General features: G+C 72.2%; 24 protein-coding genes. 20 read left to right on the forward strand and 4 right to left on the reverse strand.

What is annotated here, in order from left to right; all coding sequences use genetic code 11:
• Nucleotides 1–46 precede the first annotated feature (46 nt).
• The 7 genes from CA12_RS07170 to CA12_RS07200 all read left to right on the forward strand — a co-directional run bounded on the left by CA12_RS07170 (nt 47) and on the right by CA12_RS07200 (nt 6003).
• The gene (locus tag CA12_RS07170) at nt 47–1195 is read left to right on the forward strand and encodes a right-handed parallel beta-helix repeat-containing protein (protein ID WP_145358171.1); all 1149 of its coding nucleotides are present in this window, start codon (nt 47–49) and stop codon (nt 1193–1195) included.
• Nucleotides 1196–1229: 34 nt separating this feature from the next.
• The gene (locus CA12_RS07175; protein WP_145358172.1) at nt 1230–1901 is read left to right on the forward strand and encodes a Uma2 family endonuclease; all 672 of its coding nucleotides are present in this window, start codon (nt 1230–1232) and stop codon (nt 1899–1901) included.
• Nucleotides 1902–2016: 115 nt separating this feature from the next.
• The gene (locus tag CA12_RS21960) at nt 2017–2976 is read left to right on the forward strand and encodes an AhpC/TSA family protein (RefSeq protein ID WP_165700604.1); all 960 of its coding nucleotides are present in this window, start codon (nt 2017–2019) and stop codon (nt 2974–2976) included.
• Nucleotides 2977–3058: 82 nt separating this feature from the next.
• Nucleotides 3059–4225 carry a hypothetical protein gene (locus CA12_RS07185; RefSeq protein WP_145358173.1) on the forward strand — a complete coding sequence of 389 codons (1167 nt, stop codon included), beginning with the start codon at nt 3059–3061 and terminating at the stop codon, nt 4223–4225.
• A gap of 96 nt (nt 4226–4321) precedes the next feature.
• The gene (locus CA12_RS07190) at nt 4322–4648 is read left to right on the forward strand and encodes a VOC family protein (protein WP_145358174.1); all 327 of its coding nucleotides are present in this window, start codon (nt 4322–4324) and stop codon (nt 4646–4648) included.
• A gap of 186 nt (nt 4649–4834) precedes the next feature.
• Nucleotides 4835–5563 carry a sulfotransferase family protein gene (locus tag CA12_RS07195; protein WP_165700605.1) on the forward strand — a complete coding sequence of 243 codons (729 nt, stop codon included), beginning with the start codon at nt 4835–4837 and terminating at the stop codon, nt 5561–5563.
• 53 nt (nt 5564–5616) lie between these two features.
• Complete coding sequence (locus CA12_RS07200) at nt 5617–6003, forward strand: hypothetical protein (protein ID WP_145358176.1); 387 nt, start codon at nt 5617–5619, stop codon at nt 6001–6003.
• 215 nt (nt 6004–6218) lie between these two features.
• Here CA12_RS07200 and CA12_RS07205 read toward each other — a convergent pair whose 3' ends face one another.
• The 3 genes from CA12_RS07205 to CA12_RS07215 form a co-directional block, all read right to left on the reverse strand.
• Nucleotides 6219–6566 carry an HPF/RaiA family ribosome-associated protein gene (locus tag CA12_RS07205; protein ID WP_145358177.1) on the reverse strand — a complete coding sequence of 116 codons (348 nt, stop codon included), beginning with the start codon at nt 6564–6566 and terminating at the stop codon, nt 6219–6221.
• Between the two features lie 515 nt (nt 6567–7081).
• Nucleotides 7082–7870 carry a creatininase family protein gene (locus CA12_RS07210; protein WP_145358178.1) on the reverse strand — a complete coding sequence of 263 codons (789 nt, stop codon included), beginning with the start codon at nt 7868–7870 and terminating at the stop codon, nt 7082–7084.
• A gap of 48 nt (nt 7871–7918) precedes the next feature.
• On the reverse strand, nt 7919–8599 hold the full coding sequence (locus tag CA12_RS07215; protein ID WP_145358179.1) for a phosphorylase family protein: 681 nt from the start codon (nt 8597–8599) through the stop codon (nt 7919–7921).
• 46 nt (nt 8600–8645) lie between these two features.
• Between CA12_RS07215 and CA12_RS07220 the strand changes: the two genes are divergently transcribed.
• The 3 genes from CA12_RS07220 (at nt 8646) to CA12_RS07230 (ending at nt 11331) form a co-directional block, all read left to right on the forward strand.
• Entirely contained in the window at nt 8646–9569 is a 924-nt protein-coding gene (locus CA12_RS07220; protein ID WP_145358180.1) for an alpha/beta hydrolase, read from the forward strand.
• Between the two features lie 50 nt (nt 9570–9619).
• A complete protein-coding gene (locus CA12_RS07225) occupies nt 9620–10591 on the forward strand; it encodes an alpha/beta hydrolase (RefSeq protein ID WP_145358181.1) in 972 nt (323 codons plus the stop codon).
• 83 nt (nt 10592–10674) lie between these two features.
• The gene (locus CA12_RS07230) at nt 10675–11331 is read left to right on the forward strand and encodes a mechanosensitive ion channel family protein (protein WP_145358182.1); all 657 of its coding nucleotides are present in this window, start codon (nt 10675–10677) and stop codon (nt 11329–11331) included.
• Nucleotides 11332–11437: 106 nt separating this feature from the next.
• Here CA12_RS07230 and CA12_RS07235 read toward each other — a convergent pair whose 3' ends face one another.
• Complete coding sequence (locus tag CA12_RS07235; protein WP_145358183.1) at nt 11438–12790, reverse strand: sulfatase family protein; 1353 nt, start codon at nt 12788–12790, stop codon at nt 11438–11440.
• A gap of 297 nt (nt 12791–13087) precedes the next feature.
• Here CA12_RS07235 and rpsD point away from each other — a divergent pair, with 297 nt between their 5' ends.
• From rpsD to CA12_RS07285, 10 genes are all read left to right on the forward strand, one after another.
• Nucleotides 13088–13696 (forward strand): 30S ribosomal protein S4, encoded by a 609-nt coding sequence (rpsD, locus tag CA12_RS07240; RefSeq protein ID WP_145358184.1) that lies wholly within the window; start codon nt 13088–13090, stop codon nt 13694–13696.
• Between the two features lie 72 nt (nt 13697–13768).
• A complete protein-coding gene (locus tag CA12_RS07245; RefSeq protein WP_145358185.1) occupies nt 13769–14563 on the forward strand; it encodes a hypothetical protein in 795 nt (264 codons plus the stop codon).
• 143 nt (nt 14564–14706) lie between these two features.
• Complete coding sequence (locus CA12_RS07250; RefSeq protein ID WP_145358186.1) at nt 14707–15402, forward strand: adenylate kinase family protein; 696 nt, start codon at nt 14707–14709, stop codon at nt 15400–15402.
• Between the two features lie 8 nt (nt 15403–15410).
• On the forward strand, nt 15411–15662 hold the full coding sequence (locus CA12_RS07255) for a pilus assembly protein HicB (RefSeq protein WP_145358187.1): 252 nt from the start codon (nt 15411–15413) through the stop codon (nt 15660–15662).
• A gap of 74 nt (nt 15663–15736) precedes the next feature.
• Nucleotides 15737–17128 carry a rhomboid family intramembrane serine protease gene (locus CA12_RS22455; RefSeq protein ID WP_207622172.1) on the forward strand — a complete coding sequence of 464 codons (1392 nt, stop codon included), beginning with the start codon at nt 15737–15739 and terminating at the stop codon, nt 17126–17128.
• A gap of 266 nt (nt 17129–17394) precedes the next feature.
• A complete protein-coding gene (locus CA12_RS07265; protein WP_145358188.1) occupies nt 17395–18957 on the forward strand; it encodes an efflux RND transporter periplasmic adaptor subunit in 1563 nt (520 codons plus the stop codon).
• Nucleotides 18958–18970: 13 nt separating this feature from the next.
• Nucleotides 18971–19240, forward strand: a complete 270-nt coding sequence (locus tag CA12_RS07270) for a barstar family protein (RefSeq protein WP_145358189.1) — start codon at nt 18971–18973, stop codon at nt 19238–19240.
• A gap of 127 nt (nt 19241–19367) precedes the next feature.
• A complete protein-coding gene (locus tag CA12_RS07275) occupies nt 19368–22541 on the forward strand; it encodes a hypothetical protein (protein ID WP_145358190.1) in 3174 nt (1057 codons plus the stop codon).
• Nucleotides 22538–23533, forward strand: coding sequence for a hypothetical protein (locus CA12_RS07280; RefSeq protein ID WP_145358191.1), 996 nt, complete (start codon nt 22538–22540; stop codon nt 23531–23533). Before CA12_RS07275 ends, CA12_RS07280 begins: the two co-directional genes overlap by 4 nt.
• A 49-nt stretch (nt 23534–23582) precedes the next feature.
• A complete protein-coding gene (locus tag CA12_RS07285) occupies nt 23583–24434 on the forward strand; it encodes a peptidylprolyl isomerase (protein WP_165700606.1) in 852 nt (283 codons plus the stop codon).
• Nucleotides 24435–24565 lie beyond the last annotated feature (131 nt).

The following is a 24565-nucleotide window of genomic DNA, read 5'->3' on the forward strand; positions in this document are numbered from 1 at the left end:
GGCCGCGGCGGATGCTCGGGCGTTCGCCCGCCCCGGAGTTCCCGCCGTGTTCGTCGCCCGATTCCCTCTCCGCTGCGTCGCCGTCACGGCGGCGGCCCTGCTGACGGGCGCGCCCCTGACCGGCGTCTCCGCCGCGGCCGAGGTGACGGTCGGCTCCGACGCCGCTCTCCGCGATGCCCTCGCCGCCGCCGGGCCGGGGGACACGGTGCGGGTGAAGCCCGGCGTGTACCGCGGCGGGTTCGAGTGGTCCCCCCGCGGCGAACCGGGGCGGCCGATCACGCTGATCGGCGACGACCCCCGCAATCCGCCGACGTTCCGCGGCGGGGCCTCCGGCATCAAGTTGACCCGCCCGGCCCACGCGGTGCTGAGCGATCTGATCTTCGAGGGGGCCTCCGGCAACGGGTTGAACGCCGACGACGGCGGCGATCGGGACGCCCCAGCCGGGCCGCTGACGCTCCGCCGGGTCACGGTGCGGGACAGCGGCGGACTGCCGGAGCGGGCGGCGAATCTGGACGGGTTTAAGCTCTCCGGCGTCGACGGCCTGCGGATGCACGACTGCGTCGCGGAGCGTTGGGGCGGGGGCGGCCAGGGGATCGATCTGGTCGGCTGCCACGACGCCGCGATCCGCCGCTGCCGGCTGGACGGCGGGGCGACCGGGGAGGTTGGGCCGGGGATCGGTCTGCAGGCAAAGGGCGGCAGCCGCGACGTGCTGTTCGAGAACTGCCGCGTCGAGGGCGTGACGGAACGCTGCGTGAACCTCGGCGGGTCCACCGGGCTCGCCTTCTTCCGCCCGCCCAATGCCCCGTACGAAGCCGCCGACGTGACGGTTCGCGGCTGCGACCTGATCGGCGGGGCCGCCGCGGTGGCCTTCGTCGGCTCCGACGGCGGACGGGTCGAGGGCTGCACTCTGCGGGACCAGACCCGGTTCCCCTTCCGCATCCTCAAGGAAAACGACGCCGCCCACCTGATCGACACCCGCGGCGGCGTGATCGTGGGGAACGTGATCGTCTGGGAGGCCGGCAGCGTGTGGACGCGGGTGAACGTTGGCCCCGGCGCCGCGGCGGAGACGTTCAAGTTCGCGGACAACGTCTGGGCGAACGTCGCCGCCCCCGCCCGCAGCCGCCTCGGCGACCTCCCGGCCCCGGAGACCGGCGCCGAGTACGGCATCGTCCCGCCGGGGCTGGAACCGCGGTAAACTGGGCGCTCCGTTCTCGACCGTCACGACGCGCATGTCCGCCCTCGCCCCGCCCTCGGCGGAGATGCCGCCCGGAACGCGAGTGGTGTTGGACGGCGTGGACTGGGAGACGTACGTCCGGCTGGCAGACGCTCCCGACACAGAGTGTTTCAGGTTCACGTTCGACGAGCCGACCGGCCGGCTGGAGATGGAACGGCAGGGGGGCTTCCTGCATGAGGTCACTTCCGCCGCGATTGCCCTGTTGACCACCGCGTTCGCCCGGGAGCGAGGGATTCGCACCCACGGCGTCGGTTCGCTCTCGCTGCGGCGGCCCGGCAGCGGCGGGGCGGATCCCGATGAATCCTTCTACATCAGTTCGTTCGACCGCCTGCCGGCCCGCGACACGAACGTGCCGGATCTCGAACGGGAACTGCCGCCGGACCTCGTCATCGAAGTCGACGTCACCAGCCCCGGCGTGTCGAAGCTGCCGATTTACGCCCGGCTTGGCGTCAAAGAGGTGTGGGTGTGGGCGGAGGACGCGCTGGTTTGCCACCGCCTGAACGATGCGGGGGAATATGACGCGACCACCGACAGCGGCGAATTGCCCGGCTTCCCGCTGGCCTTCGCGGCGGAGTTGATCCGCCAGCGGCCGGACGCCGCCGACGCCGAGTTGCAGGACGCCCTGATCGCACGCCTGCGAGAGAACAGGGGCGGCCCGCCGGGGTGAGTCGTCCGCGACCGCTTGCGGTTTCGCGGCGACCGAGGGTTCTCCGGCCCTGCGAAGCCGTGAGCGGTCGTCGCATGCGCACCCCTCGCCTGACTCTCGGTAACATTTCGATGCGATGCGTTCCCCCCGCGCCCCCCGCCCGATCGCCGCCCCCTGGATGCGGCCGGTTCTAATTGCGGCGGGCGTCTACAACCTGCTGTGGGGCGCCGCGGTCGTGCTGCTGCCGGTCGGGTGGACGGTCGGCTGGACCGGGATCGAGGTCGGGAACCCGGCGTTCTGGCGCTGCCTGGGGATGGTCGTGGGGGTCTACGGCGTGGGCTACCTCTGCGCCGCCCGCGATCCGCTGCGACACTGGCCGATCGTGCTGGTGGGCTTTCTGGGGAAGGTGTTGGGGCCGATCGGCTTTCTGTTCGGGGCGCTGCGGGGCGAACTGCCGTGGGCGCTGGGGGTGTACAACCTCGGCAACGACCTGATCTGGTGGATTCCCTTCGCCCTGATCCTGTACCGGGCAGCCGATCGGCACGCGTTCGGCCGTCAATTGTTCGGCGACGGCCCACCGACCGAGCGGTCCTGGCCGGAGGCGGCTCGGGCGGCGGTCGATCAGCGGGGGGAAACGCTGGCGTCGCACCTGGCCCGCGGACCGGTGTTGCTGTTGGCCGTGCGGCACGCCGGCTGCGTGTACTGCCGGTCGGAACTGGCCGCCCTGGCGGCGAACCGGCAGCGAATCGAATCCGCCGGCGTGCGGCCGGCGATCCTCACGATGAGCGCTGCCAACACCGCCGCCAGGCGGGCGGCCCGGGCGGGCCTCGACGATCTGCCCCGCTTCTCCGACCCGGATCGCACCGTCTACCGGGCCCTGGGCCTGGGCCGCGGGAACGCCCGGGAGCTGTTCTCGCCGACCGTCTGGGCGAAGGGGCTGGCGCCGTTTCTGAAGCACGGCCTCGGCCGGATGGACGGCGACGGCTTCCAGATGGGCGGCGCCTTTCTGCTGAGCGAAAACGGCGTGCTGACCTCCCACGTCGCCCGCCACGCCGCCGACGCCCCGGACCTCCCGGCGCTCGCCCAGGCGCCGTAGCGCTCCGGCGGCGTGCCGCCTGACGCGACCCCCGGTCCGTTCGTTCCTGCTCCCGTTCGCCTCGCCCCCGCTGAGCGCCGTCATGCCGTCGCTGTTGTGTCTTGCCGTGCTGTGCGTCCCGCCGGCCGAGGGGGTCCCGCCGGCCAAGGCGCTGCCGCGGACCGACGGGGCCGCCGCGGGGGCGGCGATCTCCGCGGTGCGGTGGGGGTACGGCCCGGCGGGGCCGGAGCAGTTGGCGCTGCGCTGGGAAACGGACCGGCCGGCCGCCTCCGCGGTGCGGTTCGGCCCGCCGGGGGCTCCCGCTGAGGAGCGCCGGGTCGAGGGCGAGCGACGGCGACATGAAGTAACCGTTCCCGCCGGCCGGACGGGGGCCTACCAGGTGAGCGGCCCGGACGGCTGGTCGTCCCCGGCCCCGCTGCCCGCGGCGCCCGCCGAGGAGTTGCGGGTGGCGTTCGTCGCGAACTGGCAGGGCCGGCCGGATCTCTCGGCGCTCCTGGCGGACGACCCGCACCTGCTGGTCTCCGCGGGCGATCAGGTGGCGGACCTCCATTCCGGCTGCGGCGAGGGCGCCGTCGCGTGCACCGCCCCGTTCGCCCGGCTGATCGACGATTACCCCGCCCTGTTCCGCTCCGTCCCGTATCTGCCCACGCTGGGAAACCACGATCGCCAGATCCGCGAACGCGGTCCGGAGCCCCCGGCGGAGCCGGTCTACGACGTCGACGCCGTCGCCCTCCGGGCCTTCTTCACCCTGCCGAGCGAACCGGAGTGGCGGTGGCGGCTGACCCTGCCGGAGTTCGGCCTGCGGCTGACCTCGGTCGACCTGAACCACACCTCCGACGTCGGCACAACGTGGCAGTCCTGCCACGCGTTCGACGCGGGGTCCGAGCAACTGAACTGGTTCGAAGACCGCCCGGCGGAGGAGGCGGCCTTCCGAGTCACGGTCTATAACGAACGCAACGCCACCGTCCGCGGCCTGGCCGGCGGGCGGTGGGGGGCGGCGCTGGAGGGGGAGACCTGCGTGATCGCCGGGTTCGGCCATTTCGCGGAGCGGGCGGAACCCCCGGGCTCCGCAGTCTTTCTCAACACCTCCCTGCACGGCCGGGGCGACCGCTATCCGGACCCGCACACCCGGTTCCTGGCCGGCGAGGACGGCTACGTGCTGTTGCGCATCGCCCGCGGCGGTCCGATGACGGCGGAACTGAAGAACCTCGACGGAGAAACGCTCGACGCGGTGCGCTTCCCCCGCTGACGGCAGCCTCGCCGCCTGTCGACGGGCGCCGCCTGTCGGCGACGGCGAAGCGGGTAGACTGTCTTCCCGTTCGCACCCCCGTTTTCGGTTCGTCCCATGCCCGCCGTCGCCCCGCCCCTCGATCGTTTGCACCACGTCGCCGTGGAGGCGGACGACATCGAAACCGCTGTCGAGTGGTATCAGGAACACTTCTCCTGTCGGGTCGCCTATCAGGACGATACCTGGGCGCTGCTGAAGTTCGCCAACGTCTCGCTGGCGTTGGTCACCCCCGGCCAGCACCCGCCGCACCTGGGCTTCGTACACCCGGAGGCGGCGAAGTTCGGCGAACTCAAACCGCACCGCGACGGCACGGAGAGCCTGTACCTCTCCGACCCCCACGGCAACGCGGTCGAACTGCTGAGCACCAAAGGGATTCAGGAATAAATCAGGCCGGCCGCGCCGGGGACAGGAAGAATTGAGGCGGAGCGTCGGCAAACGCGACCGTCGTTGAAGGGGGGCGCGACGGGCGATACCGTCGGCGTCGCGCCGCGTTTCCCCGCTGTTCGGGGACGGGGCAGAGCCGCCCTCGGACGACGGAGCCCGACCATTCTTTCCTCCCTGCGGAACCGGTTGCTCCGGTGGGGCCCCCGCCCGAAACCGATTCTGTTCGACCACCTGCCCAAGTGCGCCGGCACGTCGCTCATTGAGTTCCTGAAGCCGCGCTACCCGGAGCGCGAGTCCTATCTGTTCGACGGGCGGGCCCCCCATGAATCAGCGGAGCGGTTCCTCGCGCTGCCGGCCGAGAAACGGCATGCCTTTCGGCTGATCGCCGGACACGGCGCGAACCGCGTGCTGGACGCCGCCCGGTCGGACCTCGTCCTCGCGACGCTGTTCCGGGACCCGGTCGAGCGGATCGTGTCGCACTATTTCTTCGCCCGTCGCCGGGAAGGACATTATTTATACGCCCGGATCACCGGCGCCGACGGCGGGGGCGGGGTGGCGCTGGAGGATTACGTCGACGCCGTCGACAGCGGGGAGTTGAGGAACTACTACGTCGCCCACTTCACCGGGCTCACGCGGGAGCAGATCGACGCCGACCCGGACGCCGCCCTGCGACAGGCCCTCGACGTCGTCCTCTCCCGCTACGGGGTGATCGGCTTTCAGGACGAACTGCCCGCCGCGGCGGCGCGGCTGCGGGCGGCGACCGGCCTGCGGGGCGACTTCTCGAAGGGCTCCGTGAACCGCACATCGACCGGCGACCGCGACCCGGTCTCCGAGGAGGCCCGCCGCCGCATCGCGGAGGCGAACGCGCTTGACCAGCGGCTGTACGATCAAGTCCGCGCCGCCGTACTCGGCTGAGATGACCGCCGCGGTCATGCGGTCGGGTCGCTGAGCCGCAAAGGGAACGAGGAATGAAGCCGTCGACCGAACGGACCATCCGCCGCTGGGGAACCCGGGCAATGATCGCGACGGTGGCGGCGTCCGCATTGGGCGTGGTCCTGCTGTTCGTTTACGCCCGTCACCTGCGCCACACACTGGGCATCGGCGACGAGGCGATGAGTCACGTTCGGGTGGGCCTGACCGAGGCGGAAATCGCCGGTCCGTTGGCGGGGGCGGGGTTTGAACGCCACGAATCGCCCGCGTTCAGCACGATCATGGCGGCCGCCCCGCCCGGGGAACCGACGCCGGTGATCGCGTTCGAGTGGCGCAAGCGGGTGGATACGTTCTTCCTGCCCGTCACCTGGGTGGTGAGCCTGGACGATTCCGGCACGGTGATTCAAACGCACCGTTACGACTAACGCGCTCTTAAGCAAGGCCTCGTGGGTGTCCGGTGAGCCCGGAGCGCAAGCTCCGGCATTCGGCGCAGCCGAGGGAGGGGACGCACGGCCGGAGCTTGCGCCCCGGGCTCACAAGGAGCGCCACGCGGTGAAGACTGCTCTCAACGGGCCATCATAAAACACGCCGGCGGGGGCGGGCCCCGCCGGCGTCGGTTCAGGTCGGTCTTCTTGGGTTGCTACGCCGGAGACCGTCGGAGGGTGGCGCGGTTGGTGTGCCGCGTGAGGGCGTCCAGCCGTTTGGCGACGGTGCGGCGGGCTCGCAGCAGGGCCTCGGCGGCAGCCGCGGCGGGGGTGGCCCCGGTGGCCTTCACCACCACCGCCTTGCCGCGGTCCAGCGCCACCCGCACCGTGCACCGCAGATCCGGCCCGTGATGGGCGTCGCCGCCCCGCACGACCACCTCCGCCGACTGCACCGAGCGCCCGAACCGTCCGAGCAGGCGATCCGCCTTCTCTTCGAGCTGGTTCACGATCGACCGCAACTGCGGCGTCCGCGGGAGGTGGTGCAGAGAAACTTCGGTCCGCATCGGAGTACTCCGAATCAGGAAGTCAGGACAGGGGAACCGCGCGCCGTCTCTCACGGCGGCGGGGACGCACGAACGCACGGAGCGCACGTTGCCACGTGGTGGACCGGAGGGTCCGCCGTTCAGTTCCGACCGCGCAGCGGCGACCGGCCGGCGACGCCTCCGCGTTCATTGCGAAAGGCCTCGCCGGTGACCGTGAGGGGTCTAACGTCGGAGTCGCCCGCCCGGTTCAAACGACCACGGAGGTCGGGCGGAGGAGCAGAGAAGCCCGCCGGCGGGGCGGGAGGATCCGCCGCGGTTCGGCGGCGAATCCGGCATAACGCCGTGATTCATGACAGTATGACAGAGCCGCATCGTCTCTCCCGGGGTCGGTGAGGAACGCTCGTCGCGGCGACCGGCGCCCCGCGGGGCGGGGCGTCCATCGCCGGAGACTACTTTCCACGCCGGGGCCGCGTCGTCAAGAGGGATCTCCGATCACCGGGGTTTGCCGGGGACGCGACGCGGGGGCTTGGCGCGATTCAATCGGCGAAGGGGAAGGCGGCCGTCGCCGGGGCCTCGGCGAGTTCATGGATCGCCTCGGCCAGGCAGTCGCTGACCAGTTCGAAGAGCCGGGCGCCCTTCTCCGCGGTGGCGCCGTGCGGGTCGCCGTCGCCGGTGGCGGTGGTCAGTAGGTCCCAACGGCGGCTGATCTGCACCACCCCGTCGCGGACGCTTTCCAAGGCCAGCGGCCGCGTCGCCCCGGCGTCGGCCCGCAGCGAGCCGTCGTCGTTTCGGACCACCAGATCCGGGCGGAGATGCAGCATCAGCGACGTTTCCATCTCGTCGGCGTGCGAGCCGGGGGCGAGGTCTAATTCGGCCCGCGCCTCGTCCATGGCGCCGCCGAACCAGTCGCACAGAAATAGATGCACGGGCGTCTGTTCCATCAATTCCCGGAGGGCGAACTTCAGGTTGTTCCCGCCGTGGCCGTTGATGATTAATAACCGCCCCACGCCGGCGTCGTGCAGCGAGCCGCACAGGTCCCGCAGCACGGCGAGCTGCGTGCTGGGGTGCATGTTGAGGGCCAGCGGGCAGCGTTTCATATTCGTCTGCGTGCCGAACGGCACGCCGGGCAATAACACGACCTTGGCTCCGCGTTCATGGGCGATCTGACAGGCCCGGTCGGCGAGGGCGGTCACCTGATAATTATCCGTCCCGTGCGGCAGATGAAGGTTATGCGGCTCCGTCGCCCCCCACGGCAGCACGGCGAGCGGGAACCGCTCCTCGCGGGTTTCCTGATAGGTCAGTTCGGAGAGGCGCCAGGGGGACATTTTGAGTGAGGAGTTTTGGGTGAGGAGTGAGGGGAGATACAGGGGGGCTCACCCCGGTTCGCCGTCGCCGCTAGGCGGCGCGTGCGCGGGGAGGGCGTTGGTGAGGTAGGCGGCGAGGTTCGCAGAACACCGCCGCGACGTGGCCGCCAATCGAAGCAGGTCGCCGACGAGCGTCGGCCGTCGGAGCAACGCCCCGGCGCAACGCGCGATCGATCCCTCTCCGGCGGCGAACCTCAAAAACGGTTCGAGCCCTGCCGGCAGATCGTCGCCGGCGGCGTCGGTGACGACTTTCACCGCGGCGAACGGGACGCCGGCCTCCGCACAGGCTTCGGCAACGCCGGAGGCCTCCATATCGACGACCGCGGCCCCGGTGCGCTTCCGCAACGCGGCTTTGTCGGTCGCGGTCAGCAGCGGACGGTCCACCGTGGCGAGCGTGACGGCCGGCTCGCCCAGCGGTTCGGCAACGTAACGGGTGCCGTCCGGGGCGAGGATGGCGTCGGCGGTTGCCACGTCGCCGGTCTTCAACGCCGGGTCGAGGCCCCCGCAGTAGCCGATCGACACGACCAGCCGCGGCTTGAGCCAGCCGATCGCGTCGGCGGTCGTCGCCTCGGCACGCCGCCGCCCGACCCCTCCAGCGATCATCCGCACGTCCCGCAGCGGGCCGTCCGGCGGCGGCAACTCGCGCTGCAGCGCGGAGATCAGCAGCACGGGGCCGTTCGGGTCGAACATCCGCCCACGCTAACGCATCGGCCGGCGCCCCCGTTATCGTCCCGGCATGATCGCCGCCGCACTTCTTCCCGCCCTGTTGGTTCCCGTGCTCGCCGCCCCGCCGGTCGAACTGATGGGGAAGCCTGACGAAAACGCCACGGTCCTCCCCCTCTGGGAAGCCGTCGAAGTGCCCGCCGGGGGCATCCCGGGCGGACTGGCCGGCGGCGACGCCCCCACGCTCTCCATTCACAAGCCGGAGAACCCCAACGGCACGGCGATCGTCGTTTGCCCCGGCGGCGGGTACGGCACGCTGGCGACCGGGCACGAGGGCAAAGACGTCGCCGCCTGGCTGAACTCCAAGGGGATCACCGCCGGGGTGCTGCGGTATCGGGTCAGTCCGAACCGGCACCCGGCGCCGCTGCTGGACGTCCAGCGGGGTATCCGGCTGATGCGGAAGCACGCCAAGGAGTACGGCGTCGACCCGGCGAAGGTCGGCGTGCTGGGCTTCTCCGCCGGCGGGCACCTCGCCGCCAGCGCCGCCACCCTGCACACCGACGAGGCCCGCGAGTTGAATCCCCTCGCCGACGCCGACCCGCTGGCCGGGGCCGTCTCCGCCCGGCCGGACTTTGCGGTGATGATCTACCCGGTGATCACCTTCACCGGCGACGTCGCCCACCGCGGCAGCGCCCGCAACCTGCTGGGCGCGGACGCGACCGACGCGCAGTACGAAACCTTCTCGCTCCAGAACCGCGTGACGGCGGAGACTTCCCCGTCCTTCCTCGTCGCCACCAACGAGGATGCCGGCGTGCCGCCCGAGAACAGCGTGCTGTTCTGGCAGGCCTGTCGGGCCCACAAGGTCCCGGCGGAACTGCACGTCTACCAGCACGGTCCGCACGGCTTCGGGCTGGGCGACGCGAAGGGCCGCAAGGGGCCGGACTGGACCGGCGCCTGCGAGAAGTGGCTGGCCGGCCGCGGCCTGCTGGGCGAGTGACGCCCGTCGCGTGACCTGAACACCCGCCGTTTCCCCGCCGCCCGCCCGCGATGCTCGCCGCCCTGCTGCCTGCCCTGCTGGTTCCCGCGCTCGCCGCTCCGCCGGTCGAGTTGGACGGCCCGCCCGTCGAGGGCGCCGTGGTCCTGCCGCTGTGGGCGGGCGCTGAAACGGCGGACGGTTCGATCCCCGGCGGGCTGGCCGACGGGGCCGACGCCCCGACCTTGGCGATCCACGTTCCGAAGAGCCCCAACGGCGCGGCGGTGATCGTCTGCCCCGGCGGCGGCTACCACGTCCTCGCCACCGCCCACGAGGGCAGGGACGTGGCGAAGTGGCTGACCGACCGCGGCGTGACCGCCGCGGTGCTGCGGTACCGGGTGAAGAAGCAGGTCCCCGGCCCGCTGCACCCGGCGCCGCTGCTGGACGTCCAGCGGGGTATCCGGCTGATGCGGAAGCACGCCAAGGAGTACGGCGTCGACCCGGCGAAGGTCGGCGTGCTGGGCTTCAGCGCCGGCGGGCACCTCGCCGCCAGCGCCGCCACCCTGCACACCGACGAGGCCCGCGAGTTGAATCCCCTCGCCGACGCCGACCCGCTGGCCGCTTCGGTCTCGGCCCGGCCGGACTTTGCGGTGATGATCTATCCCCGCATCACCTACATCCAACCCGCGGGGCTGCGTGAGATCCCCCGCCTGGCGGGCGACGGCGGGACCCTGTTCGGCGCGGGGGCGACGGAGGAGCAACTCGCCGGACTCTCCCTGCAAACGCAGGTGACGGCCGACACGCCGCCGTCATTCCTCGTGACCACCAACGGCGACGAGGGCGTGCCGGCGGAGAACAGCGTGCTGTTCTGGCAGGCCTGTCGGGCGGCGAACGTTCCCGCGGAGCTGCACGTCTTCGACCGGGGCGGCCACGGCTGGGGCCTGGGCGGCCCCGACAGCGAAGCCCGCGGCAACCCGGGGCCGGACTGGACCGGGGCCTTCGAAACCTGGCTGGCCGGTCGCGGGCTGATCCGGGCGGCGGAATGACGAATGAGGAATGAGGAGCGGGGCGGTACGGTGGTCGGCGGCTCACCGCTCCGTCATTCGACATTCCTCATTCGACATTCAAGATGCTGCTTCAAATGGACGCCGACCGGGCGGAGAACGTCCCGGACCAGACCCCCGTGAAGGCCGCCGAGGGCGCCCGCGACCCGCTGAGCGCCGGGGAGCAGATGTGGAACGAGTTCCGGGCCGACCTGTGGGAGTTCCTGCCCTGGCTGGCCGCCGGGGTGGGCATCTTCCTGGCCTTCTGGCTGCTGGCGGTGATCCTGCGGGGCGTGACCAGCCGGCTGGCGACCTCCCGCGGCGTGGACCGTTCGCTGGGCCGGCTGTTGGCGAAGGGCGTCTACATCACGCTGATCGTGACGGGGCTGATCGTCGGCCTGGAGACCGCCGGCATCGACATGACCGCCGCGATCGCCGGCCTGGGCCTGACCGGCTTCGCGCTGGGCTTCGCGTTGAAGGACATCGTCTCCAACCTGATCGCCGGCGTGCTGATCATCCTTTATAAGCCCTTCGACGAGGGCGACACGGTCAAGTGCGGCGGGTTCGAGGGCGTGGTGAAGCGGATCGACCTCCGCTACACCTTCCTGGAGAACGAGGGCGACGACATCTTCCTGCCCAACAGCAAGCTGTTCACCGACCCGATCGTCGTGAAGGGCGGCACCAGCAGCCCGGACATGCGCCCGGAAATGGCCGCCGAGAACCCGCCCCCGCCCCCGGCGTGAACTTCCCCCGCTTCGCCGTCGCCGCGAGGCGGCGCGAGCGCTGTCACGGGTGCGCGCCGCCTCGCGGCGACGGCGAACCGGGGGGGCCGGGTCAGCGATCCGCGGTTTACGGCGCCAGCAGCGTCGGTTCGCCGTAGACCGTTCGCTGGTCGCCCATCTCGTCCATCCACGCCTCGACGGCGGCCCGCATGGCCTTCAGGCGTTCCGCGTGGGCCGGGTCGGCGGCGAGGTTATTCACCTCGTGCGGGTCGGCCTGCACGTCGTACAATTCTTCAGCGGGGCGTTGCTGGTAGCGGTTCACTTTCTCGGCCGCGGCGGGGGCGTTCTCCGCCTTCTTCACCCAACTCGGCCAGTAGCCGGTATCGCCGGGCTTCTCCGTGGCGTGGGAGGTGAACTTGTACTCCGGGTGCAGGTTGAGGATGTATTTATAGTGTCCGTCCCGCAGGCTGCGCGACGGATAGACGTTGATACTGCCGTCGCCGCTGTGCGTGGCGAAGACGCGGTCGCGGTGGGTTTCCGTCTCGCCGAGCAGCACGGGCAGAAAGGAGCGGCCGTCCAGCGCGTCCTTCCCGGCCTGTTTCGCCGGGTCGCCGCCCGCGGCCGCGACCAGCGTGGGGAGCAGATCGACCCAGGTCACCATCGCGTCCGTCCGCACGCCGGGGGCGATCTTGCCGGGCCAGACGGCGATCAGCGGGGTCCGCAGGCCGTCGTCGTAGAGGGTCCACTTCCCGAACGGCCACTGGGCTCCGTGGTCGCTGGAGTGCACGAACAGCGTGTTCTCGCCGAGGACCTCGTAGGCGGCGTCGAAGGTGCGGCCGAGTTCCTCGTCCATCGTCAGCACGGCCTGATAGTACTTCGCCCGGGCCTGCCGCGTTTTGGGGGTTTGCACGTGGGTCGGCGGGATTCGGATCGACTTCGGGTCGACGTCCTCCGGGTTCGGCCAGGGCACGTGCGGCCAGTTGGTGCCGACGAACAGGCACAGCGGGCGCTCGTCGGTGCGGTTCTTCAGCCACTCAATCGCCTCGGTCACGGCGACGTCGTCGTGGTAGCCGAAGTGCTTCGCCACGTCGAAGCCGTACTCGGTCACCTGCCGGTAGTGAGCCACCTTGCCGAAGGCGACGACTTCGTAGCCGAGGTCGTGGAAGTACGCCGGCAGCTTCTTGATCTCCGGCCGCGGCCGGGCGTGGTTCGGCTCGGCCCCGTTGTGGGCGGGCAGCAGGCCGGTCAGCAGGGCGGCCCGGCTGGGGGCGCAACTGGGCGAGACGACGAAGGCCCGGTCGAAGGTCATGCCCCGCCCGGCGACCCGCTCCATCTGCGGGGTCTTCAGGTCCGTCGAACCGTACAGGGACGAATCGGTGAGGGTGTGATCGTCGGAGAGAAACACGACGACGTTGGGTCGCTCCGCGGCCGACGCGACGGCGACGCAGAGGCAGGGCAGCAGAGCGAGCAGGCGGGCCACGACACGACGTCCGGAACGGGGGGCGAGACGGCGTTACCCTCCCCCGCTCCCGGCCCGGTGGCAACGTGGCTCGGACCGATTCGGCCTCGCACGGTCTCCCGACGACGTTCTCCCGTCCCCCGCTCCGCCGTCGCCGCGAGGCGGCGCGCCCGGAAACGGGCGAGAAGGAGGCGGGAAGTCGGCGAAGTCGGTTGATCCGCCGACCGCCCCCCGATACCCTCCCCGACCCGCGCGACCGTTGCGTTTGTCGGCTGTCGCGCTCCGTCCCTCTCGTTCTGTCCCCGCTTCGCTGCACTCATGGGTCGTTACACCGGACCGAAGGCCCGTATTAACCGTCGGCTCGGGTTTCAGGTGTACGAAGACGCCGGGGCCCGCAAGGCGTTTGATCGGCGTCCGAACCCGCCCGGCCCGCCGGCCCGGCGGCGGAAGGTCTCGAACTACGGCCTGGCCCTGATCGAGAAGCAGAAGATCAAGTACTACTACGGCCTGCGGGAGAAGCAGCTCCGCACGCTGTTCGACAAGGCCCGCCGGATGCCCGGCAACACGGGCGAAAACTTGATGGTGCTGTGCGAGCGGCGCCTGGACAACGTCGTCCGCCGCAGCGGCATGACGCTGACCCGCCCGCAGGCTCGCCAGGGCATCGCCCACCGCCACTTCCAGGTGAACGGCCGCACGGTCAAGACGCCGTCGATCCTCGTCCGCCCGGGCGACATCGTCACCGTCCGCAACCGCCCGAACCTGAAGCGGATGTACGAGGGCGTCGCCGGCAGCGACGTCACCCAGCGGGCCGAGTTCCTCTCCTTCGACCAGTCCGGTCCCCGCATCACCGTCACCGCGATGCCGGACTTCGGCGACGTCAGCCTCCCGGTCGACGTCGGCTCCGTCGTCGCCTTCCTGAGCCGGTAACGCTCGGGTTCACCGTCGATCAACGCCCAAGCCGGACGCATGCGTCCGGCTTGGTTGCGTTATGAAGGGTGGATGAACCTCTCCGCCCGCCCCGTTCGACTGCTCGTCGCGATCCTGCGGCCTTGGGTGATCGTGCTTGCTCTGTTGGGGGCGGCGGTGACGGCGTTCCCGCCGTGGCTCGGGGGGGCCGAACCGTTCATTTCGCCGCACCCGGCCGGACCCACGGTGCAGGTGATGGCGCTGCGGTGGCCACATCCGCGGGCGATCTGTTTCGGCTGGGCCTTCCGCGAATGGCCACGCCGCTATCTCGGCTGGAGTGAGTACGCCGACCGCTTCGGGGTCGGGCGGGCCGAGATCGGGTTCGACAGTTCCTCGCCCACGCCGAACGTCCGACCGCCCGGGGCGTCGGCCGACTTCGTCATGTATTACGTCAGCCTTTGGTGGCTGCTGGGGGCGCCGGCGGCGCTGTCCGTCCTCGCCGGCTGGCGGACGTTACGGAGGGAACCGAAGACGTTGCCCGCCGACGGGCGTCCGTCGCTCGCGTGGCCGTTGGCCCGGCCTTGGGCGGCGACGTTCGGAGTGGTGGGCGTCGGACTGTTGGTGAGCGGCCTGAACGTTCCGGGGTCGGCGGGGCCGCATCAAACGCTCTTCGAGATGCATATCCAACGGACGCCGCTGGAAGCGTGGCACCCGCGGGAGGCGTTCGCGGTTCTCGCCCAAGTCCGTCCCCCCGCCGCGGGTGGGGGCGTCCTGTCGGCGAAAGCTCTGACACTCGGCGTCTGGTGGCTGATCGCGATCCCCGCCGCGTGCAACTTCGTCACGATGGCCCGGCTTGCCCGGCGGCGGGGGACTGGACGGTCCGTTTGACCCGGCGATCGGTTCGACCCATCGGCGCCGATCGAAGTGGGACGCAAGCGGTCGCAGGGACCCCTCTGGCGGCGGTCGGGGGGCGCCCCAGGTGGTAGGCTGTCCGCTTCATCGTCCGCCCGTCGTCACCGCCCCGCGCCCTGATGCCCGACGCTCCCGCCCGCCACGGCGAACGCCACCGCGCCGAAGATCGCCGCCGTTTCCCCGCCGCATTGCTGTTCGGCGCCCCCGGCGTCGGCAAGGGCACGCAGGGCAGCATTCTGGCCCGCATCCCCGGGTTCTTTCACCTCAGCAGCGGCGACATCTTCCGCTCGATCGACCTCGGCGGGGAGGACGGCCGCGAGATCACCCGGCACATCTCCCGCGGCGACCTCGTCCCGGACGAGTTGACCGTCAAGGTCTGGCGGCGGGCGCTGGACGCCCACATGTTCCTGTCCAGCTTCAAGCCGCGGGAGGACCTGCTGATCCTCGACGGCATCCCCCGCAACGTGCACCAGGCGCAGATGCTCCAGGAGCACGTCGAGGTGAAGGCCCTGATTCACCTCGAATGCACCGACACCGAGGCGATGGTCACCCGCCTCCGCCGCCGGGCCCTGCGGGAGGGCCGGATGGACGACGCCAGCGAGGACATCATCCGCCACCGCTACGAGGTCTACTCGCGGGCCACGGCGCCGGTCTCCGAGTTCTACCCCCCCGAGGTGATCCACCGCCTGGACGCCATCGGCAGCCCGGCGGCGATCCTGCGGCGGGTGCTGGACGTGCTGGTCCCCATCCAGGACGCCGTCTTCGCCGCCCCGGAACAGGCCGCCGAGGGCGAAACGCCGTCGGCGGGGGCGTAGACGGTGCAATGAAAGCGATCGACCGGTACCCGCACTGGGTGCGGTGGAACGACGAAGACGGCGTTTACGTCGGCCGGTGCCCGGACCTGTTCCGCGGCGGCGTCCATGGCGACGACCCGGTTGCCGTCTTCGAAGAACTTCGGTCCGCGATGGCGGATTGCCTCGACGACGCGTCGCCGTCCGCGTCCCCATGGCCGGACGACCGGTCGAATCCGGGTCGGGACGCGACGACGCCCGCTGCGGGAATCGCCGCCGCTTGACGCGGCGGGGGCGATCCGCCGCAATCGGCCGGGCGTTCTGACGGCCCGTCCCGTTTCGATTGAGGCTCGCGTCGATGTTCATCCCGGTCGGCACCGACGCGCCGATCTATCACTTCCCCTTCGCCACGATCTTTCTGGCGGTCGTCAACGTGGGGGCCCACGTCTGGCTGGGGCAGGTCGACCCGGACACGTTCGGCCTCAGCGGGACGAAGCAGGACTGGTCGCTGTGGTTTGGGGAGGGGCTGCACCCGCTCCAGTGGGTCACGAGCTGCTTCCTGCACGCCGGCTGGTTCCACCTGATCGGCAACCTGATCTTCCTGTGGGGGTTCGGGATCATCGTCGAGGGGAAGCTCGGCTGGTGGCGCTTCCTGCTGCTCTACGTCGCTATCGGCGCGACCGCCTGCGGGATCGAACAGGTCGCCCTGCTGCCCGGTTGGCTGACGGAGCTGCCCCGGGCGCAGATGGAGCACGTGCTGATTGAACGCGGCGAGGACCCGGAAGAGGTTGAGGACGCCCTCGACCTAATCGGCTACCCGGAGCACGTCGTCGCCCTGGGGGCCAGCGGGGCGATCTTCGGGCTCGTGGCGATCAGCATGATCTGGGCGCCGCGGAACGACCTCGATGTGCTGTGGATCATCTGGTACCGCGGCGGGATCAGCGAGGTGTCCATCCTCGCCTTCAGCATGCTGTATATCGGTCTGGAACTCGTCACGCTCGGAATTCAGGCCAGCGTGCTGGGGCCGGAGTACGCCGTCAGCAGTGCCTTCCTGCACACCACCGGGGCGCTGGTGGGGGCGATCGCGGGGACCGCGTTATTGAAGTGGGGCTGGGTCGACTGCGAGAACTGGGACCTGTTCGCCGTGCTGAAGGGTACGCACGGCAACCGGGACGAGTTCGAACTGCAGCGTTCCACCTACCAGCGCGAACTGACCGTCCCCACGCAAGCCGCGAGCGGCGCGGGCGCGGTGGCGCCCGGGGAGGAGCTGCCCGCCGCCGCCCCGTCGCGGCCCGGTCGCAAGGCAAAGAAGACGCCGCGGCGGCCGGTCGACGCCTTCGCCCGGTTGCGAAAGCACCTTGAGGGGGGCGACGGCATCAGCGCCCTGGGCGAGTGGGAAACGCTGATCGGCAGCCGGCCGAAGCTCGTCCCGCCGGAGCCGGACCTGTTCGCCCTCGCCGAGGCCGTCGACAAGGCGAACTTCCCGGAGGAGGCCGCGTCGCTGTTCGCCCTGTATCTGCGGTCCTATCCGAAGCCGAAGCCGGACGATGCGCCGCCGGCCGAGGGGGAGGAGCCGCGGCCGTACGACGCCGCCCACGCCGGGGTGATCCGCCTGCGGGCCGCCCGCCGCCTGCTGGAGCGTCCCGGCCGCCGCGCCCAGGCCGCGACTCTGCTGCGGGGCGTCGACGGCGCCGCCCTCTCGCCCAAACAGCGCCAGATGCTGGACAAACTCACCGCCGCCGCCGGGTAAGGGTTCCGTCCTCCCCTCGCCCCCCTTTTTGGGGGAGAGGGGTCGGGGGTGAGGGGGCAACGACGCCCGCACTTCGTTCACCGTTCGCCTCGCTCTCCCGTCGGTGGGTCACCGCAGAGAGCGGCAACGGGTGAACCGTGCCCCACCCTCACCCCCGGCCCCTCTCCCTGAGGGAGAGGGGGGAAGAGCGAGCCGGCGGGCCTTCTGTCCCGCTCCCGGCGCCGTGTTATCCTGACCCGGTCCGCTTCTCTCCACGGCAGGTTCCGATGCGCGTCCCCCGGCCCGACCTTCGGCGGTGGCTGACCCTGGAACGGCTCTCCTGGGCGGGGGCCGCGGCGCTGGCGGTGGTCGCGGCGCTGACCTTCGGCTGGTGGGGGCCGACGGCGACCGGGTTGATCGCCGGGACCGAACCCGTCGCCGAGGAGGCCGCCGACCCCCACGCCGGGCACGACGACGCCGCCCCCGCCGGGGAGCCGTACGAGACGATCCGCCTCTCCGAGCAGGCCCGCGGCACCCTCGGGCTGCGGACCGCGGAGGTGACGGTGTCGGACTTCACCCGTCACATCGAGGTTCCCGCCGTCGTCACGGAGATCCCCGGCCGCACCTCGCTGCGGGCCTCCGCCCCGATGACCGGCGTGCTCACGGACGTGTTCGTCACCGAGGGGCAGGCCGTCGAGCCCGGCGACCCGCTGTTCCTCCTCCGCCTCACCCACGAGGACGTCGTCCGCGCCCAGACGGAGTACCTCACTACCCTGGAGGCGCTGGACGTCGAGGATCGGGAGATCGCCCGGCTGGAGGCGGCCGGCAGCGGCGTGGTCGCCGGCAAGGTCGTGCTGGAGCGGGAATACGAACGCCAGAAGCTCGCCGGGCTGCTGAAGGCCCAGCGGCAGGCCCTGCTGTTGCACGGCATCACCGACGCCCAGATCGCCGAGATCCGCCAGTCGCGGAACCTCGTCCGGGAGGTGCTGATCGAAGTCCCCCGGCCGCACGATCCCACCGAACCGGGGCACGAGGGGCAACATGACCTGCCGATTCGCGCCGCCGCCCTGCGGCGCCCGGCGTTCGCCGCTCAGGAGCCGGCCGCACAGGACGGGGCCCCCTCCGCGGCCGCCGCGACGCCCGGTCGGCTGACGGTCGCCCACCTGCACGTCCGCCCCGGCGAAGCGGTGGAGGCCGGGGCGGAGTTAGTCGAGCTGCACGATTTGAGCCGGCTCTATATCGAGGGCCGCGCCTTCGCCGCGGACGCCGACGCCGTCACCCGGGCCGCCCGCCAGAACCGCCCCGTCACCGCGATCCCCGCCGACGGGCTGCTCACCCCCGACGGCGACATGGGCGGCGCGCTGGACGAGGGCGACGACCCGGACGGCGACGACGACCCGGCCGAACGGCACGGCGCCCCGATCCCCGATCTGCGGATTCTGCACGTCAGCAACGACGTGAACCCGGACTCCCGCACCCTGCCCTTCTACGTCGGCCTGCCCAACGTGGTCTTGCGCGAGGGCGGCGGGTTCGTCACCTGGAAGTACAAGCCGGGCCAGCGGATGCGGGTGCGGGTGCCGGTCGGCCGGTACGGGGACGTGATCGTGCTGCCGGCCCGGGCGGTGACGGAGTCCGGGGCGGAGCGGTTCGTATTCGTCGAGAACGGCTCCACCTTCGAGCAACGCCCCGTCCGCGTCCGGTACGCCGACGGCGAGCGGGTGGTGATCGCCGACGACGGCAGCGTACTGCCGGGCGAATCCGTCGCCGTGACGGCCGCCTACCAGCTCCGCATGGCCCTCAAAAACAAAGCCGGCGGCGCCCCCGACCCCCACGCCGGCCACAACCACTGAGGAGGGACCGGCGATGCCTCTTGTCCGCCTCGACGCACGTCGCATCACCGACTGGCAGACGTTTCATACAGTATTCGCGGAGGTCTTCGGCTTTCCGGACTTCTACGGCCGAAACATGAATGCGTGGATCGACTGCATGACCTCGCTCGACGAGCCGCGAGACGGCCTGACGTCAGTCCACGGCACCGCGTCCGACCCAGTCGTCCTGCAACTCGACCACGCGAACTCTCTATCCAACGAGCTATTTGAGGCGATCACGGAGTGCGCCGCATTTATAAACTGACGTCGGATAGAGGTGGGCGAACCGGCGATCCTGATGCTTTCCTGTTGGAGAACGGACCCGAGGTAACTGGTCGTCGAACCGTCGACCGCCGTTCCGTCCCCCGGCGGGGATGGGTTACACCCCGCGGGTGTCGCACCTCCTCATCGCCCCGCTGCTCGCCGCCGCCCTGTCGCAGGTCGGGCCGCCGGACGCGAACCCAGCCGACGCCGCCCCGGCCGGCCCCACGCCGGAGCAGGAGGATGCGAACCTGCACGCCCTGCACCTCGCCGGCCCGCACGCCTGGGCCTGCGGGGACCGCGGGGCCGTCTGGCGGTCCGCCGACGCCGGCCGCACGTGGGCCTTCCAACCCACGCCGACGGCGTGGTCGCTGCGGAGCCTGTCGTTCGTCACCGGCAACCTCGGCTGGGCGGCGGGCGGTGGCGTGGAGGCCTTCACCGGCGACAGCGTCGGCGTCGTGCTGAACACCACCGACGGCGGGGCGACGTGGGAACGGATTGACGCGACCCCGCTGCCGAACGTCGTGGCGATCCGGTTCTTCACCCCGGAGCGCGGCCTCGCCGCCTGCGAACCGACCGACGCCGCCCCGTCCGGCCTGTGGACCACCGAGGACGGCGGCGCCGTCTGGACGGCGCTGCCCGGCCCCCGGCTGGGTCACTGGCGGGCCGCCGCCCTGACCGGGCCGGAGCAGGCGCTGCTGGTCGGCGAACGCGGCCGCATCGCCCTGTCCGGCGGCGGCGCCTTGACGGCCAGCCCCGCCGCCCCCGGCGGCCTGCCGGCGCTGAACGCGGTGACCGCCGCCGGCGCCGCGGCCTTCGCCTGCGGGGAGAACGGCCGCGTCTGGACCACCCGCACCGCCGGCCGGGCGTGGGAACTCCTCCCCGGTCCCCTGCCGACGAACGGAAGCGCCGCCGGCGGGCCGGTCGCGCAGGACCTCGATCTGCGGGGCGTCTGGGCCGGCGGCCCGTCGTCGGGAACACCGACGCTGGCCGTCTGCGGCGATCCGGGCGGCGTGATCTTCGTCCGCTCCCCGGGGGCCGACGGTCGGCCCGGCTGGACGGCGGGCGGCGTCGCCGGGACCGCCCCGCTGAACGCCGTCGCCTTTTCGCAGGTGCGGACGGAACGGGGCGAAGAACCGTACGGCCTGGCGGTGGGCGACCTCGGGGCGATCGTCCGCACCGCCGCGAAGCCTGCGGAGGCCGCGGCGGTCGGGTGGAACACGGTGCGGGGCGGCGGACGGCGGGCGGCGGCGCTGGCGATCGTCGCCGACCCCGCGGAAGGCCCCTTCCTCGCCCTCGCCGCCACCGCCGCCGCCGACGGTCACCGGGCCGTCGTGCTCTGCCCGGTACGGCGGGACCTCGGCGCCGCGGCCGTCCGCCCGGCGGGCGAGGCGGGGCGGCTGGACTCCGCCGTGCTCACCGCCGGCGGCTCCGCGGGCCTGCTGAGCTGGGACTTTCCCCTGACCGTCCCCGGCGCCGAGGCGGACCCCGCTGTGCTGGTGCGGGAATGGAACGACCGCCACGAGGGTGACGGCCCGACCCCCGGAACCGGCGGCGGCGCCGGCCCCCGGCTGGCTCGCCGGCTGGCCCGGGCGATCCGCACCTGGCGACCGAGCGTGGTGCTCCTCCCCGCCGCCGACCCGTCCGCGAACCCCCGGGGCTCCGCCTTCCTCGTTCGCAAAGCGGCGGAGCAGGCGCTTCAACTTGCCGCCGACCCGACGCGGCTGTCCGAACTGGACCAGCTCGGCCTGCGGCCTTGGCGGGTCGCCCGGGTCCTGGAGCGCCGCCCGGACGGCGACGCGGCCGCGGTCGCGGTGCGGGCCGCCGACCCGCTGCGAACCCTCGGCGGCACGGCGGGCGATCTGGCGGCCTCCGCCCGTTCGCAAATCATTTCCACGGGCGACGCGTCCCCGGCCCCGGCCGCGGAGGGCTTTCGTCCGGTCGAACTGCCGACGACCGTCTCTCCCCCCGCCCGCGGCGACGCCCTGTTCGCCGGGCTGCACCTCGCCGCGGGCGGGCCGGCCCGCCGGTGGGGGCGGCCGCGGGTCGAACCGCCGGACTCCGGCGTCGTGCTGCGGCGCCGATTGCTGACCGCGGCGGCGGATCGCATCGCGGCGGGGGCGGCGACGTCGCTGGTCGGGCCGGAGGACGTGACCGCGAACCTCCGCCCGCTCGCCGCCGGCGTGCCCGCCGCGCTGGCCGCCGCGGACCTCGCCCGCCTCGCCGAACTGCTGCTGGAGGCCGGGGAGATCGACGCCGCGGAAGCCGTGCTGATCGAACTCGCCAACCGCTTCTCCGCCGAACCCGCCGCGCACGCGGCGCTGCCGGAGTTGATGCGGCTGTGGTGCGGCAGTGAACGGGCTTCGCTGCGGCTCGACCCGAACGGCGTGCAGACCGTGACGACCACCCGGGACGCCGTGGTCACCGCCGGCGCCGCCCGGGCCGCGGACCCGCGGGTCGAAACGGCGGACATGAACGTGGACCGCGGCGTCGGCCATTCGGCGGCCCTCCGCAAAGGGCAGTTGGAGGGCGTGCTGCGACTGGGCGCCCTGTTGGAGCAGCGGGCGCCCCGGCGGTTCGCCACCCGACAGGTGCAGCGCCCGCTGGCGGCGGCGCGGCGTCAGTTGGGCGTGCCGACCCCGCCCGGCTCCCCCGCGGCGGCGATCCTGACGGGCGACGACCCGACGGCCTTCCTGCCCTGCGGCATCTCCCCCGCCGTGCCGCGGCTGGACGGCGCCCTCTCCGACCCCTGTTGGCGGGCCGCCGAGGCCGTCACGCTGAGCGACCCCGCCGGCCGCAGTCGGGGCGGGCTGGTGATGACGGCCCGGGACGACCGCTTCCTGTTCCTCGCCGCCTCCCTGCCGATCGACCCGCGGGCGCCGCTGCCGGCGGTCAATATGACTGCCCGCGGCCACGACGAACCCACGGCACCGCACGACCGGCTCGAACTGGAACTGGACATTGACCGCGACCTCGGCACCGCGTGGCGGCTGACGATCGCCGCGGACGGCGCCGTCGCCGAGGACTGCTGCGGCGATCCGAGCTGGAACCCCCGCTGCGCCGTGCACGTCTCCCGCGAGGCCGGCGCGACCGCCGACGATCCGGGGGCGTGGCGGATCGAACTGGCGATTCCTCTCTCGGAATTAGCGCCGGAACCGCCGCCGATCGGGGCGACCTGGGCTCTGCGGATGCGGCGGGTCACCCCCGGCGTGGGCGCCGCCGACTGGCCGCCGCCGCCGGCGGACGCCGTCGCCCTGACCGACGACGCCGACCGCCCCTTCGGCGCCCTGCGGTGGGCCAAATGAGCGGCCTGTTCGACAGCGTTCCCCCCGCGTCCCCCCCGCCGCCGGGCGGGTTGATCGTGGGCGTGGACGAAGCCGGCCTCGGCCCGAACCTCGGCCCGCTGGTGATCGGCGTGAGCGTCTGGCGCACCCGCGGGGAGCCGTGGCCCGATTCCCAATGGAGCGGGGACCCGATCGACGGGCTGCCCGGCGTGCTCAGCCGCACCGTGGCGGCGGATCGGCTCTGCATCGCGGACAGCAAGGCCGTCTACGCCCCCGGCGGCGGACTGAGTGAGTTATCGAGGAGCGCCCGCACCGCATTGGCCGTCTGCGGGCAGGCACCGGACACGCTGCGCACGTGGCTGGACGCCCTCGGTTCGCCGTCGCCGTTAGGCGGCGCGCAAGAGTGGTTCAACGAACTCAAAACCCCGCTGCCGGACGCGGCAGGGCTCCCCGAACTCGCCGCCGCATGGCGGAACGCCGGGGCGGCGGCGGGGCTGGAACTGGTCGGCCTGCACGCGGACGTGCTGTTCGCTCCGCGGTTCAACGCGGATCTGGTGCGGCTCGGCGGCAAGGGGCGGTTGCTGACCGGGGCCTCGCTGGGCCTGCTGGCGCGGGTCTGGGACCCCGCGACGGCGCCGCCGACGCGGGTCGAGTGCGACAAGCACGGCGGCCGGAACTTCTACGCCGCGGCCCTCGCGGAGGCGTTCGACGAACTGCCCGCCATCGTCCGCGAGGGCGCCGCCGGGAGCGAATACACGCTAAACCACGGCCGGCACCGCCTCGGCTTTCGGCCGCGGAACGAAGCCTTCGGCCCGGTGGCGCTGGCCTCGCTAGTCGCCAAGTTCACCCGGGAACTGCTCATGGAGCACTTCAACGCCTGGTGGGCCGAACGCGTCCCCGGCCTGCGGCCGACGGCCGGCTACCCGGTCGACGCCCAGCGGTTCCGAGCCGACACCGCCGACGCCCGCACGGCGTTGGGCGTTCCGGATGACGCGTTCTGGCGGGCGAAGTAGGGTTTGCGGGTTCGCCCCGTCTTCGTGCGCTCCCCCGTCGGCACCCCTCATGTTCGCCCCGCTGCTGTGTGTTCTGCTGCTCGCCGCCGGTCCCGAGAGGCCGCCGGACGAGGTGTTGGCCGAGGCGGCCGGCGAATCGATCACCCGCGGCCGGGTCAATCTGTTGCTGAAACTCCGCGGCACGCCGGCGTCCGCCCGGGCCGCGGCGTGGGACGACGCCGTGCAGACGCTCGCCGACCGGGCCCGGATGCGGCGGTTCCTCGCCTCCCGCCGGGCCACGCCGGACGCGAAGGAACTCGAAACCCAAACCGCCGCCCTGCTGGCCCGCTTCGGGAAGGACGAGGAGGCCCAGACCGTGGCCCTGCAGAAGTTGGGTGTCACCGCCGACGACGTGCGGGCCGAGGCGGCCCTGCCGCTGGCCTGGGAGCAGCAGGCCCGCCGGCTCATCACGCCCGACGCCCTGCGGGACCACTTCGAGGCGAACCGGCTGCGGTACGACGACACCGCCCTCACGGTCGCCCACATCTTTCAACCCGGCGACGCGACCGCCGAGCTGGCCAAGGTGAAACAGCAGATCGACGCCGGCGCCCTCACCTTCGCCCAGGCCGCCGCCCAACACTCGCAGGCGCCGACGGCGAAGTCCGGCGGCGTGATCGGCCCGCTGCGGCCCGGCGACGGCAAGGCCCCGCCGGAAGTGACCGCCGCGGCGTTCGACCTGGCCCAAGGCGGGGCGACGCCGGGCGCCGTCAGCGAGCCGGTGCGCAGCGCGGTGGGCACGCACCTCGTCACGGTCCTCGGCGTCGCGGAGCCGGGCGAACTGACCTTGGAGGACGTCCTCGCCCCGGTGCGGCGGGACCTCAGCCGGCAACTGTGGTTCGAGCAGCTCGAACGGCTGCGGTGAGGATCATTTCCCCCCTCTCCCTTGAGGGAGAGGGGCCGGGGGTGAGGGTGAGCGAACGGTTCACCCGTTTCCGCTCTCTGGGGTGACGGACTGGCTGACGGACGAGCGATCGGACCGTGAACGGCGGGCGG

This window comes from Alienimonas californiensis (assembly GCF_007743815.1).
GTDB classification, from domain to species: Bacteria; Planctomycetota; Planctomycetia; order Planctomycetales; family Planctomycetaceae; genus Alienimonas; species Alienimonas californiensis.